Annotated in this window: 12 protein-coding genes; 1 reads left to right on the plus strand and 11 read right to left on the minus strand. The window is 54.5% G+C overall.

What is annotated here, in order from left to right:
- Positions 1-206: 206 nt before the first annotated feature.
- The 10 genes from FYC48_RS22160 to FYC48_RS22205 form a co-directional block, all read right to left on the minus strand.
- Positions 207-1,271 carry a protein-glutamate methylesterase/protein-glutamine glutaminase gene (locus FYC48_RS22160; RefSeq protein WP_149498986.1) on the minus strand — a complete coding sequence of 355 codons (1,065 nt, stop codon included), beginning with the start codon at positions 1,269-1,271 and terminating at the stop codon, positions 207-209.
- A 78-nt stretch (positions 1,272-1,349) separates the two neighbouring features.
- Positions 1,350-2,882 carry a CheR family methyltransferase gene (locus FYC48_RS22165; RefSeq protein WP_149498987.1) on the minus strand — a complete coding sequence of 511 codons (1,533 nt, stop codon included), beginning with the start codon at positions 2,880-2,882 and terminating at the stop codon, positions 1,350-1,352.
- 66 nt (positions 2,883-2,948) lie between these two features.
- Positions 2,949-3,206 carry a hypothetical protein gene (locus FYC48_RS22170; protein ID WP_149498988.1) on the minus strand — a complete coding sequence of 86 codons (258 nt, stop codon included), beginning with the start codon at positions 3,204-3,206 and terminating at the stop codon, positions 2,949-2,951.
- 129 nt (positions 3,207-3,335) lie between these two features.
- Complete coding sequence (locus FYC48_RS22175) at positions 3,336-5,951, minus strand: methyl-accepting chemotaxis protein (RefSeq protein WP_149498989.1); 2,616 nt, start codon at positions 5,949-5,951, stop codon at positions 3,336-3,338.
- Between the two features lie 140 nt (positions 5,952-6,091).
- Complete coding sequence (locus tag FYC48_RS22180) at positions 6,092-6,598, minus strand: chemotaxis protein CheW (protein ID WP_200836676.1); 507 nt, start codon at positions 6,596-6,598, stop codon at positions 6,092-6,094.
- 69 nt (positions 6,599-6,667) lie between these two features.
- Positions 6,668-8,656 carry a chemotaxis protein CheA gene (locus tag FYC48_RS22185; RefSeq protein ID WP_149498990.1) on the minus strand — a complete coding sequence of 663 codons (1,989 nt, stop codon included), beginning with the start codon at positions 8,654-8,656 and terminating at the stop codon, positions 6,668-6,670.
- A gap of 22 nt (positions 8,657-8,678) precedes the next feature.
- Complete coding sequence (locus tag FYC48_RS22190) at positions 8,679-9,044, minus strand: response regulator (RefSeq protein WP_149498991.1); 366 nt, start codon at positions 9,042-9,044, stop codon at positions 8,679-8,681.
- A gap of 18 nt (positions 9,045-9,062) precedes the next feature.
- Positions 9,063-10,082, minus strand: a complete 1,020-nt coding sequence (locus FYC48_RS22195; RefSeq protein ID WP_149498992.1) for a methyl-accepting chemotaxis protein — start codon at positions 10,080-10,082, stop codon at positions 9,063-9,065.
- Between the two features lie 62 nt (positions 10,083-10,144).
- On the minus strand, positions 10,145-10,942 hold the full coding sequence (locus FYC48_RS22200) for an STAS domain-containing protein (protein ID WP_160149702.1): 798 nt from the start codon (positions 10,940-10,942) through the stop codon (positions 10,145-10,147).
- Positions 10,943-11,597: 655 nt separating this feature from the next.
- The gene (locus tag FYC48_RS22205; protein WP_230776122.1) at positions 11,598-14,471 is read right to left on the minus strand and encodes a hypothetical protein; all 2,874 of its coding nucleotides are present in this window, start codon (positions 14,469-14,471) and stop codon (positions 11,598-11,600) included.
- 521 nt (positions 14,472-14,992) lie between these two features.
- Between FYC48_RS22205 and FYC48_RS22210 the strand changes: the two genes are divergently transcribed.
- The gene (locus tag FYC48_RS22210) at positions 14,993-16,015 is read left to right on the plus strand and encodes a DUF6807 domain-containing protein (protein ID WP_149498994.1); all 1,023 of its coding nucleotides are present in this window, start codon (positions 14,993-14,995) and stop codon (positions 16,013-16,015) included.
- 110 nt (positions 16,016-16,125) lie between these two features.
- Here FYC48_RS22210 and FYC48_RS22215 read toward each other — a convergent pair.
- A partial coding sequence (locus FYC48_RS22215; RefSeq protein ID WP_149498995.1) for an MFS transporter occupies positions 16,126-17,408 on the minus strand: 1,283 nt, incomplete at its 5' end.

The raw sequence follows: 17,408 nt of genomic DNA on the forward strand, positions 1-17,408 counted from the left end.
CAGTCTACGAAAAGCTAAAACTTGTGTAGATACCAATGCCCAGTGGGAGAGTGAAATGACTTAAGCCGAATCTTTCGTGTTCAACTGCTTAGCACAAACAAGATCATCGACATTTTAACCGGCGGTGTTCGCCGCATTTCGTGTCGTGGAGCGTTGACTGATGTCCCGGTAACTTAAGCTAAGTTTTTCACCGATGCGGCAGAACACTACACGGCCGCGGTCATCTTTTTGGCACTATCGATGATCGCCGAAGAGACCTTGTTCAGCGGCAGTACCGTGTCGACGCCACCACGCTTGATCGCCTCATTAGGCATACCAAACACGACAGAGCTATTCTGGTCTTGGGCAATGGTTTCGGCGCCCGCTTGTTTCATCGCCAACATTCCTTCGGCACCGTCGTACCCCATGCCGGTGAGGATGACACCGATCGCATTGCTACCAACGTATTTCGCACATGAATTGAATAGCACGTCGACCGATGGGCGGAACTGATTGACCGGCGGACTTTCGTTCAACTTGACGAGATACCTGGCACCGCTTCGGCCGACCGTCATGTGAAAATTCCCCGGGGCGATCAACGCTTGTCCGGGAATGATCATATCGCCACGCTGTGCTTCCTTGACTTGGATTTGGCATAGGTCGTTCAGTCGTTTGGCGAATCGACCGGTGAACCCCGGCGGCATGTGAATTACGACCACGATGCCGGGGATGTTTGATGGAAGCTTTGGGAGCACCTGAGTGAGCGCCTGTGTGCCACCCGTCGAGGTACCGATAGCGATCACCTTATGCGTGCTCGTGATCAAAGCATCGGTCGACGTGGATTGGACTTTTTGTGCGACCGATTCTGCAGGGATGTCAATTTTGGTGACCTTTGCTCGTGACGCAACACGAACTTTCTCGATAATTTCTTCACCAACATTAGCCATCCCGTTGGTCACATCGATTTTCGGTTTGGTCACAAAGTCGACCGCACCAAACTCGAGCGCACGCAGCGTCGTATCGCAGCCTTTCTCGGTCAGCGAAGACACCATCACGACCGGAGTCGGCCGTGCGTGCATCAGTTTGCTCAAGAACGTCAACCCGTCCATCCTTGGCATTTCGACGTCTAGTGTGATCACGTCGGGCTGCTGAGCGAGAATTTTCTCGCGTGCTTTGTACGGATCACTCGCCGATCCGATTACCTCGATGTCCGGAGCGGACGAAAGAATTTTGGTGATCAGCTGCCGCATCAGAGCGGAGTCATCGACGACGAGTACTTTGATCTTTGACATGTTGCCCCCTAGCCCGGGTCGAACGAATATACGCAGAAAGCATTGCTGCGGAAAACGTTCGTACGGAATTTGTTCGCGTTAAAATAGCGTGATATCGGAAACGGGCTCCGACGACTTTTTAGTCGTTTGAGCTCGTTCCATCTTTTCGGTTTCGACGGTTTTCTTGCGATCCAAGAGTTTCATCTTGGCGCGCCCGCTACAAGGTTCAAATAGAACCTGCATCCCTTGGTTGCCACCCAGAAATTTGGCGATGATTGGGATGTTTTCCATCGCCAAAAATTCACGGATGAATTGCTCGTTTTTTGTCCCGATATTGTCATCGTCGGATAAACCGAGGACGTTCGCACCACCAAAGACTTTGGCTTTCAGTCGACGTCGGTCGGCACCAAAATGCATAATGTCATTGATCAGCAACTCCATTGCGTGGACACCGAAACTGGTGGTTTTACGGGACGATAGATCTCCGGACGGTAATGCAAAATGATTCATACCTCCCGCCTTAATCACTTCGTCGTAAAGACAAACGGCGATGCACGATCCGAGGACGGTGCTGATTAGAATCGGTTGGTCGCTCGCCAGCACGTCGCCAACAATGATCGACTTCTTTGGCAGGGCCGGCGCGGGCGGCGGAGGAGCCGGACGGGCTGGGGGTGCGGCTTGAAGGGATGACTGTGGCCGCGCGGCGAGAGCACTCTGGCTGCCGGGGCGGGCCGGCGATTGAGATGCCGACTTGACGAAACTCGTGTGTTGATAGATCGTCCGCCCGGTTCGTGTGTAGGTGTCGGTCAAACCGGACAACGATTCCGAATGCCCGATGAACAAAGACCCCTCGGGCTTTAAGTACTGCGCCATGTGACGCATCACTTTGTCCTGAGTTTGCTGATCAAAATAGATCAGAACATTGCGGCAAAAGATCACGTCGAATTGCATTCGCATCGGCCATTCAGAAGCCAACAAATTCAACTGTCGAAACGTGACCGACTGGGTCACTTCCGGGCGCACGGTTAGGTGACCGGGTTCGGTGATCGCAGGGGAAAAGTATTTTTTGATGTATTCCGGCGGCGTTTCCAAAAGCTGTTCGGGAATGTACGTCGCTTGCTTTGCTTTTTCCAATACACTCGTATCGATATCGGTTGCAAGAATCCGAACGTCCCAACCGGGGAGATGCCCAAAGGTGTCGCGAACGGCGATCGCGAGCGTGTAAGGTTCTTCGCCCGTCGACGCGGCGGCACACCAAATACGAACCTTCTTCGGGCGCTCACCTCGATCCGCTTCCTGAATCATTCGCGCGAAGATGTTTCCACAAAGGTGTTTAAAATGATGTTCTTCGCGAAAGAAATGCGTTTTGTTGGTGGTAATCCGATTGATCATCTGTTCCATCTCGGGGCCGTCGGGACCTTGAGATTTGATCAAATCGTAATAGGCGGCGAATGATCCGATATTTAGGTGACGTAGGCGTTTCCGCAAACGCGACTGGACAAAATCCTGTTTGTTATCCCCCAGCGAAATCCCGGTTGACTTGTAAATCAAATCTCGAAAGAGGCGAAATTGAGGGACTCTCAATACAGCTTTCTGAGCAGCATCTTGTGTCGGCGCGTCGGTGGTTGTCATCTTATGCTTTACGTACTCGTTGATTGCGTGGGGAGGTCCGAATCGATCATGGAAACTCGGCCGAACCTAAGACGCAGTCCGCTCCTTGCGGTCCGCGGTGCGAGCATTCTCGCCGGAAGAAAACGAGGGCTCCTGGGGAGAAACGTGGATCGGTCGATTGACATGAATCCCCAAGCTTGATGTCAAGTTCAGGAGTTCGGCACAGGAGACGAGCAAGTTTTCCCATGGCTGCTCTGTACCTTGATCAGCCACGCCATTGGTTAAGCGAGAGTGACCCTCTGCCGATGCAAAGAGTTGTTGCATTCGCTGAGATAATCTGACCATGTTGCCGGCTCTCGCTGATTGGGAAATATGCAAATGCAACTTGTGTTATTCGAAACACGAAGCAGGTTCCTTCCCGATTAAACGCGGCCACCTCCTATGGCCGCGTCGGTTTGAATCATCGACTTTCAACTAGAAGTCCATGAAGTCATCGTGACCGCCAGCGGCCGGTGCCGCAGGTGGGGCGGGGGCACGGTGTGGTGCCGCCGGTGCGGGAGCGTGCGAAGCGGTGTGTGACGGTCCGCCGGTACCGAGTTGGAATCGGCTAACCATCTGATCCAGGCTTCGGGCATGGTTGAGAACTGAGCCGCTCGTACCAGCCATTTCCTCGGTCTGACTGGCGTTTGCTTGGGTCAGTTGATCGATCTGCGTGACCGCCTTGGTGACCTGTTCGATCCCCGTCAATTGCTCCTGCGAAGCGGCGGCGATTTCGGCAACGATGTCAGTGACTCGTTTGACCGAATCGACGATTTCACCCAGCGTTTCGCCCGACTTGTTGACCAATTCGGTACCTTTCTCGACCTTGCTGGCCGAGTCTTGGATCAGGCTCTTGATCTCTTTCGCCGACGACGCACTGCGTTGGGCGAGATTACGAACTTCTGAAGCGACGACGGCAAAGCCGCGTCCTTGTTCGCCGGCACGTGCGGCTTCGACGGCGGCATTGAGTGCCAGCAAGTTCGTTTGGAAGGCGATCTCGTCGATCGTGGTGATGATGTCGGAGATTTGCTTGCTCGATGCGTTGATTTCTCGCATCGCCTGAACCGCGTCACCGACGACCTTACCACCTTCCGAGGCCACATCGCGTGATCCGTTGGCAAGGGCACGAGCCTCTTGAGCGTTGTCGCTGTTTTGCTTGACCGTGGTGGTGATTTCTTCCAAGCTAGACGCGGTTTCTTCGAGGCGTGCGGCTTGCTGCTGGGCACCGCGTGAGATTTCCTCGGCGGCACTGGACATCTCGGTGGAGGCCGTCGCAACCGTCGTCGAAACTTCGCGAACCTCGACCAGTGCGTCCCGAACCGAGCCAACCATTTTCGACATCGCATCGGCGACTTGACCGATACCGTCGGCGCCGAGATCGGGGAAGGCAACTTCAAAATTGCCGTCGGCAACCGAATTGACCAAGCCCAAAACGATTTCGACCTTGCGTTGCGTTTCTTCGGTCTTGATTCGATCTTCTTCGATCTTGTCCTGAATTTGTTTTTCCATCGCCAAGCGTTCGGTGATGACATCCCAAGTCACCATCGCACCGAGGTACTCGCGATTTTGGTCGAAGACCGGGCTGACCAACAAGCTAAGCGTTTCCGGCCCGACCTTGATATCGGCTTTGACCGGAAGCTGGCTGGGGTCGGCCAGCATGCGGCGTTGGTGGGCGGGGTTCTTGTGGAAGATATCGATGCATTGACCGATCATTTCGTCGGCGCGGCAAGGCAGGTGCTCTTGCAATCGACGCAGCGTATTGACCGAAGCCGGGTTCATGTATTGAATGATGAACTCACGATCGGCAAACATCGTGTTGATCGGTGTTTGCTCCATCATCGATTGGATGCGAGCGATTTCCTTGTCCGCGATTTGCTTTTCGGCGATAAATTTCCGCATCCCTTCGGCAAGACTTCCGATCGAGTCTTCCCCGACGGTGGTGATCTCACGAGAGTAGTCCCCCTCTTGCGCTCGACTAATGACGTCAAGGATCTCCTCGACCGCCTCGGTTGAACGTTGAGCCGCTTCCTTGCTTGCCTTCTCTGCCTCGGCAACTTGCTGGAGCAGTTTTTTGCTCTCGGTGATGTCCGACGCGTACTTTACGACCTTGTAAGGTTTACCCGAAGGATCCAAGATCGGATTGTATGAAGCCTGAATCCAAACCTCGTTTCCGCTGCGATCGAAGCGTTGGAATTCGCCGGCTTGGAATCGGCCGCTGGCCAAATCGGACCAGAAGTTTCGATACTCGGCCGTGTTGGCATAATCACGATCGACAAACAGGCTGTGGTGTTTGCCCTGGATTTCGCTGAGTGAGTACCCGACCACGCCAAGGAAATTTTCGTTGGCGGTGCGGATCGTACCGTCGAGATCAAACTCGATGACCGCTTGTGATTTTCCGATCGCGTTGAGTTGGCCTTGGTGATCGGTGGCGCGAAGTTTTTCTTCGGTGATATCCGAAGCAAACTTAACCACCTTGTAGGGCTTGCCTTCGGCGTCTAAGACGGGATTATAGGATGCTTGAATCCAGATATGGCTTCCGTCGCTGCGGACGCGTTCGTATTCGCCGGAGCTGAATCGTCCGCTGGCGAGGTCCGACCAAAACTGACGGTATTCCGGTGAACGTGATTCTTCATCGGTCACGAACATGCGGTGATGATTACCTTGGATTTCATCCAAACGGTAACCGAGCGCTGACAAAAAGTTGTCATTTGCGGTGATGATCGTTCCGTCTAGGTTAAACTCAATGACCGCTTGTGAACGGTTGATCGCATCGAGTTGACCTTGGGAATCGGCCAGTTTTTCTTTGGTTTGGGAAATGTCAGCCAAGACGGTTCGCAAACCATCGGCAAGGTGTCCGACGGCGTCGTCACCGGTCACGGTGATTTGTTCGGAGTAGTCGCCCAGGACGGCGCGGTCGATGACGGTCATCAGCTCTTCGACCTGGTCGATCGCGCTGTGGTCTTCGTGATGATCGTGGCTACCGGGCAACTCGTCGGACGGTTGAACGGGTCGCTTAGAAGTTTTGGTATCTACAGGTCGATTGGTGGCCATTCGTGGTGCCCCTCGTTTACTCGGTGTGAATTGTGTGGTTTGATCTTCGGGTCGAAGAATCAAGGAAAGTCGGCAATAACAATTCCGGGCCTCGAAGCGGTCCGGTAAATCGAATCAGAGTCTGAATTCCATCAGGCCCGTTAGATGGAGACGGTTTCCGCCCCGATCAGATCATCCATGTTCAACAACGTGATCAGCCGATCGCCGGATTTGGCGATGCCGGTCATGAATGTTGTGTCGGCTTGGCCACCAAGATCGGGGGCCGATTCGATGTTTTCTTCGGCGACGTTCAAGACGTCGCTTACGGCGTCAACCACCAGTCCGATCACCTTGTCGCCGATGGTGACGACGATGATCACGGTGAATTGGTTGTAGTCGACTTCCGGCATCGCAAACTTGGCTCTCAAGTCGATGATCGGAACGACGGTGCCGCGGAGGTTCATGACGCCGCGAATATGAAACGGCATGTTGGGGATCGGAGTGATTCTCGAAAGCCCTTTGATCTCTTGGACTCGCAGAATCTCGATGCCGAACTCCTCGTCCTGTAACGTGAACGTCAAGAACTGATTCCCGTCGGTTGACAAGTCAGTCATCTGGACCACGTCCGCGGCGTCAGAGATTGGTTCTACTTCTTCGGTTGTTGTCATCAATTTACCTATCTTTAAAGTCCTGGCTTGGGCGCCCAGACCGAGCGGGTGATTGTCACGAAGTTCGATCTATGCGGTCAGAGACTTCAAACTGACGATGTCCAGGATCAGGGCCACGCGCCCGTCTCCCAATATGGTTGCCCCGGCAATGCCTTCGACTTTGCGGAAGTTTGCTTCGAGGTTTTTAATGACGGCTTGCTGCTGTCCGATCAAATCGTCCACCAACAGCGCGAACTTGGTATCGTGATCCTCGACGATCACCAACAGCCCCTGACACGGATCGGTCTGGGCTTCGGTGAGGTTTAAGATCGAGTGCAATTGCAAAATCGGAACGACTTCGCCTCGCACTTGGACGACGTCCATGTTGTTTGCCAATCGCTTGATTTCGCTCCGACGCGGCCGGAACGATTCGACAACCGACAGTAACGGGATCACATAGACTTCCGATCCGAGGCTGATCAACAAACCATCCAAGATGGCAAGTGTCAGCGGCAAACGAACCGTGACGACGGTTCCCTTACCAGGTTCAGAATTCAGCGTGACGCTTCCTTTGAGCGCTTCGATGTTTCGACGGACGACGTCCATCCCGACGCCTCGGCCGGAAACGTCGGTGACCTTTTCGGCCGTCGACAATCCGGCATGAAACACCAACTCGCAAATTTCTTGCGAAGAAAGTTTTTCGTCGGGGCTGACGATGCCGCGGTCGATCGCCTTTTGACGGATCCGGTTCAGATCCATCCCCTTGCCATCGTCTTTCAGTTCGATGTAGATGTTGCCGCCCTGATGATAGGCGCGAACCAAAATGTGGCCTTCGGCCGGTTTGCCCGCCGCGAGTCGCTCTTCCGGCGTCTCGATCCCGTGATCGACCGAATTGCGAATCATGTGAATCAGTGGATCGCCGATCTGATCGACGACGGTCTTATCGAGCTCGGTTTCTTCTCCCGAGACTTCGAAGTTGATTTTCTTGCCAAGACGGTTGCTCAGGTCGCGAACGATTCGCGCCATCTTCTGGAACGTCGCGGCGACCGGAACCATTCGCAATGACAAGCTTTGTTCTTGTAGATCACGAACGATCTTGCTGAGTTGAACGATCGCCGGTGAATCGGTGCCGCCGCTAACACTCGCCCATTCCTGTTCGACCATGGAAATGCCGATCACCAGTTCGCCGATCTGGTTGATCATGCTATCGAGTCGTTCGCCGTTGACGCGAACCGATTCACGCTGGGGCGCACCGGAGGCCTTCGCCGGGGAAGCTTTGGCGTCAGATTTACCGGCCGCGGCGTCAGAAGATGTTGCCTCGGATTCACTCGAGGCCGATGCCTCGGGAATTTCCGGTGCCTTTTCTACAACCTTGAATTCGACGGTCGTTTCGTCATCGACGAACATAAACACGTCCCGAAGCACACTCTCATCGCGTTCGGTTTCTAGGTTCAAAGTCCACCCCAAGTACGAAGACTCGGGATCCATTTCTGAAATCGATGGTAGTTCGGAAACATCAAGTTCCAACTCCGAGACTTCGCCACATTCTTCCAGGTCCCGCAGCAGCAACAGCGGATCAAGACCGAGGTGGAAGAAGTGAACCGAAGGACGAAACTTCACCGCGTAGTATTTGCAGCTCGATTCGTCCGTTGTTTCGTTTACCGTGCTTTGTTCTGATGCCGATTCGGCACCTTTGCCGCCATTAATTTCTTCCAGCCGGGCGATCACTTCGGCGGTGTTCGTTGGTTCGGGCGTGCCGTCACGCGCGGCAGAAAGCAAGCCGCTGAGGACATCGACGGAAGCCAGCAAGACTTCTGTGGTTTCACTCGTGACTTGAATCTCGCCATCACGCATTCGATCCAACAGGCTTTCAAGCACATGGGTGAACTCACCAACGCCTTGAACACCAAACGTTGAACTCGCACCCTTGATCGAATGGGCGGCACGAAAGATTGTATTCAGCAGTTCCGTGTCGTCGGGCGTACTTTCAAGTTGCAGCAAAGCTGCTTCCATATTTTCGATGTGCTCGGAAGCTTCATCGAAAAACGACTCCAGGAACTGACGCATGTCGACCTTCATCGCGGTTCTCCGTCAGTTCGAGTTAACGTACGACCTTACTAATGACTTGCATGAGCTGTTCGGGATTAAAAGGTTTGACGATCCATCCGGTCGCACCCGCAGCCCGTCCCTCTTGCTTCTTTGAATCTTGTGATTCTGTGGTGAGCATCAGGATCGGTGTGAACTTGTACTTTGCCTCGGCACGGAGCCGACGGATCAAAGTCATCCCGTCCATCACCGGCATGTTCAAATCTGTCACGACGACCTTGACGTCTTTGCCGGCGACGTTTTGCAATGCCTCTTCACCGTTTCCCGCTTCGATGACTTCGAAACCGGACTCTCGCAACGTGAAGGACACCATTTGTCGCATTGATGTGGAGTCATCAACCACAAGCGCAGTGTTAGCCATTTCTTCTAGAACTCCGGTTTAAAACAACTCAATATTGGATTCGTTGGAGGGTGTTTCGACGCCCGCTTCGCCGGTCAGGACGCGGCGTTCGTCGTCGATGCAGTACGAAGCAGCAATTTTTTCGATCCATTCATCCGACCGTTTTTTGGCCAGCCCCTTCGGCTGCGACCCGACGATCGATCCAAACGCGTCTCGCATCTCGCTCAGTGTCGACGTGACGTGATGCAACCGTTGACTCACCGCGTCTTGGAATTGCAATGTCATCACCGACCTGGTGATCGCGCCGGCCAATTCGTCACTCGACGTCTTAGTCGACTCGAGATTGTTCTCCAGCTCCGTCTGGTATTCCGCCAAGCTCGTTAGCATCTCTTCGACGCGTTGTTCACAGGACGCAGTCGCCTCCTGTTCGACGGTGACCAAGTCTTGTGTTTGCTGATAGGTCGTTCGCAGCGATTCGGCTAAGCGATCGACCACTTCGCGAATCTTCTTACTCGCTTCGGATACGTTCTGAGCCAAGTCGCCCGTTTCCGATGCGACGACGGCAAAACCATCGCCGAAGTCACCCGCTCGAGCGGCTTCGATTTGTCCGTTCAGTGAAACCATCCGCGAACGGTTGGCGATGTCTTCGATTCGAACCATGCAGGTTTCGACATCTTGGACGTCCTTTTCGATTTCGGCCAACATGTTGGCGGTCTCTTTGGTCGAGTCACTCGTGCGACGGACCTGAGAAAGCAATTCGGAGACGACTTCGCGGACCTGTTCAACGCCGGCGGTCGATTCATCGCGGCGTGAATCGGTCGCCATCTGAACCACCTGCATTGCTCGTTCGGCCATGTCGCCAAACGAACGACTCAGATCGTCCGTGGCCGACGTTCCCTTTTCGACGGCGTCGAGGATTTGTCTTTCCAACACTTCGATCACCGGCAGGCTAGCCGACACCTCGGTCCGCAGTCCCGCCGATCCGGCAGGACCGCGACCGGTCAATCGCGACCAAAGACGACGTACGGGGTAGAGGACCTGTGGTCCGAAACCACTCATGGATGGACTCCGCTGGTGTCCCGTCGGGGCAATGGGGGATACGGTTTGTACGGCTTCGTGACTCAAGACTCAGCCTCGGCGGTAGTGGCGGTCGACTCGCAGGAAGTGGATTCGGCGGACATCGCCTCAGCCGATGACGCTGTTTTCAACGCGTCGATTTCGTCTGACGCGCTCGGAACCTCGGGAGTAGGTGTCGCTTCGGATTGATCAGCGACAACCTCACCTGATTGATCAAGCGTGCTGGTTTGTGCCAGGCTGTCAGCGACACCACTTTCTTGCTCGGGTTGCGAATCTGCGTCGTCTTCGACGACAGCACTGTCGCCATTTTCGTCTCGCTGAGCAGGTATCGGAGACGCTTCGACAGAAGTCACGTCCGCGACAGTGGTCATGTCTTCGTCACCCGCAACATCCGAGAGCGGAACTGTTTGCTCTTGGACTGGTTCGGTAGACTGAGTCGCCTCACTGTCGACGTTTGATTCGCCGGGCGTGCCTTGCGGTTCGATGTTTGCTTCCGAGACCGCGGTCACGTCGTCGGCTGAGCTTGTCGCGTCAGATTGCGCGTCTTCGATCGCACTCACGATCTCGTCGATCGAAAGAAAGCTGCTCGCGCCGGCTCGTTCGAATGAATTGGCGAGCTGTTGCGTGACACCTTGCCATTCGATCGTCGTCGAGTCTGAGTCTTCGGCGGCGGCCTGCGCGGCGATCAAGAGTTGCAGAATGGAGGCGTCAATGTCGTGCGCTTCCGAAAAGTCGAGCTGCAGTGTTCCACCGCTTTGCAACGCTTCGCGAATCAACGCATGCAACTGTTCGGCATGCGCCACTCCGACAGACCCAACGAATGGGATGTTGATCGTTTCCATGCCCCCGATCCAGCTACTGGTAAAAACAATTTGTGTTGAACTGCAGACGACTGTCGCCGCAACGAATGTTCGGCGCCACACGTCCCACGCCATCGCCTAACGCATTTACACTACGATGCCAATAATTACGCGGATGCGAAACGTCGGTAAACGGACACGACTGCGCAAACAAAACGACATGGCATGCCAGTGCGGATCAGTCCCGGATTACCGAACAGGCAAACCTACACCGCTTTTAGATAAATAAGCCGACGCTAAACCATCAGCTTTGGGCGTTTGTCATCCATCCGAGATAGAACAAACAGACAGAGTTTTCAGGCAGAAGGGCTAAAGTGCCTGCGTTATGCGGTTGATCAAGACACCGCACAGTATCTGAAGCCACCGAGAAAGGTACCGATCACTGAGACATCAAGCGATCGGTAGCATGATGGTGTCAAAGCATCCGAGAAAAGAATGGAGACGGTAGCGAAAGCAAGCTCGCTTTCGCCAACCTGAAGGAGAGATCAAGCTTCGGATGCATCTTGAAGTCCTGGCGTTTCACCTAGCCCCAATGTTCGGCATCGACTGATCAGCCGCTGGCGTCAGCACGGGTTACTGCTCGATAACCCTTGCTAACGCAGTTCGGCTAATCCGAGAACCGAATTGGAACGAGGCACTAGTTCAAGTCGAGACCTTCGAAGTTGACTTGGTCGATCAAATCAACTTCGACGGGTACCGGTTGAACCGGCATCTGATCAAATTCCAACAATGCTGGCTCGTCAACAAGGATTCGCTGATCGTAACGTGGAGGCTGCGGCTGTTGCCGAAGCGGCAGGCAACAATCTGTACATTGTCCGCTTGGCAAGCCATCGACCGTGGTGCCGGTAAGGCTGAGTAGATAATCGGGATCAAGCTCTTCTTGATCGATCCACATACCTTCCGGAGTGATCTCCATCGTTCCGAGGTCGAACTGCAAGTTTCGACGAAGCACCTCGTAGTTCACGTAAACATTCAGCAACGTGTTTTGAGCGTTCAACAGTGCCGTCAACGCGGTGATCGTGTCACGTGCCGCGGTCGGTCCGCTACTCAGCCCACGTGCGTCGCGAAGCTCACGAATGTCTTCGTTCAACTCGATCTGGCTGGTCGCGATGCGAACACTTTGGCGACCGTACTCAAACGTGATCCGGTTTGCTTGCAGTTGTCGAATTTGGTTTCGCAGCAACCGCCAGATCCCATCTTCATACTGATAGTAATTGCGTTTCGCTTGCTCGAATGAGATCAACGCTTGCCGGTACGTGTTACGTTCTTGCAGTCGTGTGATCGGAGCGTCCCAGCGTAGTCCCATCCGGATAGTGGTGTTGTCGTTGTTGAACGTCCATGGGGAGTTACCGTCGCCGCCGATCCCTCCTTCGACGACGAGGTCCAGACCGCTCTCCAAGGCGTCGGCGTTAAATTCAATTAGTCGCCACTGATCGACCAACGCGGCGCGGCTATTCGCCCAGTCACGCCGATTTCGTCGAGCGATCTCGAACGCTTCGGTCGGTTCAATATCGACGACGGGAAGTAACGCGCTCTCAGTTCTTGCCCGAGCTTGGTAGAGCTGTAACTGCAAGACGTCGTCGCCGAGCTGCAGCATCATGTCTTGGATCTCCAAGATAATCTCTTCACGCAGTTTATCGGCGAGTTCTTTGCCTTCGGATTGTTCGGCATTGGTTGCCAACATATTTTCCAAGCGAGCTTCGATCGTTTCAACTTTTTCCGAGTACTCCGCATAGCGTTCAAGCAAGGCATCTAGTTCTTCGGTCAGCTCGTTTTGCAGTGTACGTAATGATTCGACATCGAAGAGAGATTCATCGATGCTATCGACATTCAGCAACGTACAGATGTTTTCACGTTCCGTTTCATAAAGGCGAAGTAACTGTTGGTTCTGCTCCAAGCGTTTCGGAATCGCTTCGGCTAAGAGTGCGATGTCAGCGCGAACCCGGCTGGCATCATCAGTTTGCAACTGCTGCAAAAAGTCTTTCAGAGGTCCCAACTCGGATTGGATTTCGCGCAAGGCCCCGGCGATACTATTCGACCATGTCATCGCCGAAATCGGCAAATCGGTTTCCGGGTCAATCTCTTGGCGAGTTTCTTCGAGGATCGCGATGTTTTGCAGACCGATGTTGCGGCGGATGCCGACCAGTTCGGTGCGGCGTGATCGCAACTCGGTGTCGATCAACTCGAATCGTTGCAGGTAGGGATCTTCGATCTCCACACAGATGTAAGGTGGAAGTCCCAAGTCCGTCAGGAAGGAATCGAGGCTCGATTGATAGTCACGTTGATCACCGACCAAGACGGTTTGGCGTTGTAGCAGTTCACTTCGCTGCTGTGCGACCTGCAAGCGTTGACTGACGATTTCTTGGGGGTCATCCGGGATCGTGGTCAACAACTCGATCAATGTATTCTCGAGGACAAGCAACGTTTCAGACAGACGCGCGATATTTTCCTGTTGGTTGCGGATCTGAACTTGGGTTTGTAGCAGACCAAGGAAACCGCCTGCTTGGGCGCCCGCAAAACCGCCTCCACTGACACCGCCACCGCCGCCGAGACCGCCGAAACCGCTGCCGACTCCGCTAAACCCTTGTAAACCGACGCCGAAGACACCACCGCTTCGTGAGACAGAGCTTTCGGTGTTCCGTCCGATCGTAATGTTCAGATAGAAGCTTCGGCGATAGCGTTCGAACGACCGAACATTGGCCAGCAGTCGTCGCTCGGACAACGTCAACCGTTCCATCACGACGTCGCGTCCGGCGTTGAGCAAGAACGGTTGAATAAACGAAAAGTCCAGGATGGTCGATGCAGACTGGGTGTTGGGACCGTCGAGCGTCCAGATGATTTCGTTGGCGAGTCCGACAACAAGCTGACTGCCCGTCGCGAACGCGCGGCTCATCGTGACATTTCGGTCGAGTCCGATTGCAGACGCACCCGATCCCGCTGCCGCGAACGTCGTCCCGGAATCGGCAAAGAACTGTGTGTCGAAGCGGAAACGCTCGCTGCTGACGTCGAGCGCCGATAGATAAAGCTGTTCGAGCTGTTCTTGGTAGTCAGGCGAATGCAGCAGTGCTAACTGGACAGCGGTGTCGTTGTTCAGAACGAGCACGCCGTTTTCGTTGAGCGGCAGGAATTGCCACCAGTCGGGGCTTTCCGCCGCGTTAGTCACCCCGGCGGCTTCCCACATCGGATACCCACGTCGACCATCAACACACTGCATGTAGCGGTACGACGCGGGGTCGTCCAGCGGCATCGGTTGGAAGTCCAAGTCAAACGGATTGAACATCCGGCTGCGGCGATCGGCGTAGACGTTGAAGTCGGCGGTCGGTCGCCGGGCCAAGTGCGATGACTTTTCGCGAAGCAATTGACTGACTTCTTGGTCGGCCTGCTTTCGGTAGTACTGACGGTGACACCCGGGGACTGAAAACAGAGACACCGCAGCAGTCGACAAACCAGCAATGCATCCTAGCAATCGGTTCCGCTTCGCCGTCCGTGTTCGCTTACCTTTTGCTTTCATCAGTGTCACGCCTTTTGGAATCCAGAGATTCAATGCTCACGATGCAGCGAATTGCTGTCATTGCGACAATCGCTGCTAACGAATCGAGTGTTCCAGGCGTCATTGCCGGAACGACTCACCCATCGAATCGGACCGAACTGATTGACACCATCAGATCCCGTGGGAGAACCAGACGGCTTTGGGGGGCCGGTGCACGGGTTGTTCAGCCTGTGCGGGTTATTCGGATTAGCCCTCAGGCCGCACCGGAGCATTGAACACGAACCATTGTTTGAGTCCGCTGCCCGAAGTTGATAGCAATCCCCCTCGTACCCAAGAGGTGCCGTACCCAAGAGGTGCCACCCACCTTTCAATTCCGCGAACCGCGCCCGAAATAAAATCCGATGAACCGCGCCCGAAAGGTGCCACCCACCATTTCCTCGATCCCGGATTGACCTGCGCACATTTTCACGGGGTGTAAAAATGTTCCTAAGCCAACAGGGCTACAATGACGTCGTTTCCCTTCTTTCCCGAGGTGCCTTGCGATGAATCTCTGGTGGCGACACGATTTGCTAGCTTTTGTCTTTGCAATCACGATCACTCCGCTGGCTTGGTGTCAATCTTCAGCGACACCCGATCGAGTCGCGACGCATCAAATACTGCCGGTCAGTCAGCAAGCATTTGAATTTCAACATTTGGGTCAGACAAAAGCGGTCTGGCATGCCAGCCAAACGACCATACGCCCCTACTTATTTCCACTGATCGGGCCAAGCGGACAATCAGTGACGCGAATGGGACACCCTGGTGCTCCGGACCACGACCACCATCGTTCCGTCTGGTTTGCCCACCACAGCGTCGACGGCATGAGTTACTGGAGCGAGAACGGCGGGACGCGTATCCAACAGAAGCAGTGGTACGCGATCGAAGACGGCGCCGAAGCGTGCCGCCTAGCCACGAATCTGGAATGGATCGCAACGGACGGAACGCCGCATGTGAACCAAGATTTGATCATTGAATTGATCGCTGGCAAAGACAATGAATTTTGGATTGACGTTCAGACCGAATTTCGAGCGGCCGAGGGACGCGAGACGGTTACATTTGACCAATCCAATTTTGGGATTTTCGCCGTCCGTGTTAGTAAACAACTCTCTCAAGTGTTTGGCGGTGGCACGTTGACGTCCGATACCGGTGACACCGGCGAGCCTGCGTTGTTTGAGAAGCCTCACCGATGGGTCGACTATAGCGGGAACACAACGGTCTACCACGAAAATCAATCGGACAGCGTCCCCGAAGGCATCACGTACTTTGATCACCCGACGAATCCCGGTTTCCCCAACCGATGGCACGTTCGCAAGGACGGTTGGATGTGTGCTTCACCGACGATGACGGCCCCCATCATCATTGATAGTGATTCTTCGTTACAACTGCGGTACCGACTATCGATCCACCGCGGAGGCTATGACCCCAACCGTGCTGCCGCGACGTTCAAAGATTTTGCAGCACAAAAGCCTTGGAGCATCGAGCGATCGAAACGCCCCCACATCCGTTATGAATTAGTCCGTCAGTAAACCCAAGCATCAGCCGAATGGGGTAAGCCACGGTTTCCGTGCAATAGCTGGGTTACCGCCCGTCGGTTGACCGCCCCCACTCCGGGAAAATCATCTCAGGCTGTGGTGTCTCACGCAGCCGACTCTGCCGAAACAAGCCCGTCTGCCTCATCTTGACCTTCATCAAGGCTAGCAAGAACCGGCGCATCGAGCGATCCGGCACCGACTCGGAGGCTCAGCACACGAATCCCTAGCTGAATCACCGGGACAGGACGAAGCGTGGCACTGGCAAGAATCCCCAAGGCCAGCAATCGACCGACCGATGACACTCCAAACAACAGATAATAACTTTCGCGCGTTGTTCCAGTCATCGTCAGCAACCAACCACCGATGGCGGCACCCGCGAAGATTGCCAACGTATTGGCGAAATTGTAGACCGTCAGCATCATGATGCGGCGATGCTTTGGAATCGCTTCAAAAAACATCAAGAAGAATCCCAGCTCGTACGCAGCCCAAAGCACGCCACTGAGAACTTGGGCGAACATCAGCCATGCATAGGACTGTGAAACGATCCAACACGCAGACAGCGGAACGAGCCCCACGGCGCCGATCCACAACAAGGATTTGACACCAAAGCGTTTCGCAAAGCTGGCCCAATACGCCAGACTGATCGACTTGGCCACGAAACTCAAAGAGATCAAGCCAACAAACTGCGGATAGCTGAACTGCAACTCCTTCAACATAAAGGGAGTGAAAAACGGCCCAGACACTTGCACCATCCCTTGGAGCACCGCCAAGAATACAAGTAAAAGGCCGCCATGAACTCGAACCAAAGGAATCGGCTCGGTGCTGGTAGCCCCCATTGAGGACGCAGGTGGATGATCCGGGCGTTCAATCGGTTGATGCCGTGACAACCAGTACACCGACCAAAACCGGAGCAAACTGGCAGACAAGAACATGATGGAAAATGCCCACAGAACCTGTCCAATCGATTGCCCCCAGGCCAGCAACGCTCCGCCGATTAGAAAGCCACCCAAGGTTGTTAATTGCGCTAGCCTGCTTCTGACAGCAAAGTAGCGTGTACGCACTCGACTCGGCACCAGGTTTTCGATCCAGACGTTCCATGCCGGCCCAGTCGCCAACCCAGCTCCCCAATAAATTGAAGCGACCAACAGCAATCTGGCAGAGGAAATCTCACCCTGTAAAGCGGCATAAACGAGCGGCAAAAACGCACAAGCCTGAATCGATGCGCCGAACAAGATCCAACGTTGCTCCGACCCAAACCAACGCACCGCGCGCAACGATAGCAATTGCATCACCCCGCCGGCTAACATGGGTAAACTAGCAACCATCCCCGCAGTCAACTCGCTCATGCCGACCGCGAGGGCGAAAGCAGCCAGATAAGTCTCGCCGA

The organism is Roseiconus lacunae (assembly GCF_008312935.1).
GTDB classification, from domain to species: Bacteria; Planctomycetota; Planctomycetia; order Pirellulales; family Pirellulaceae; genus Stieleria; species Stieleria lacunae.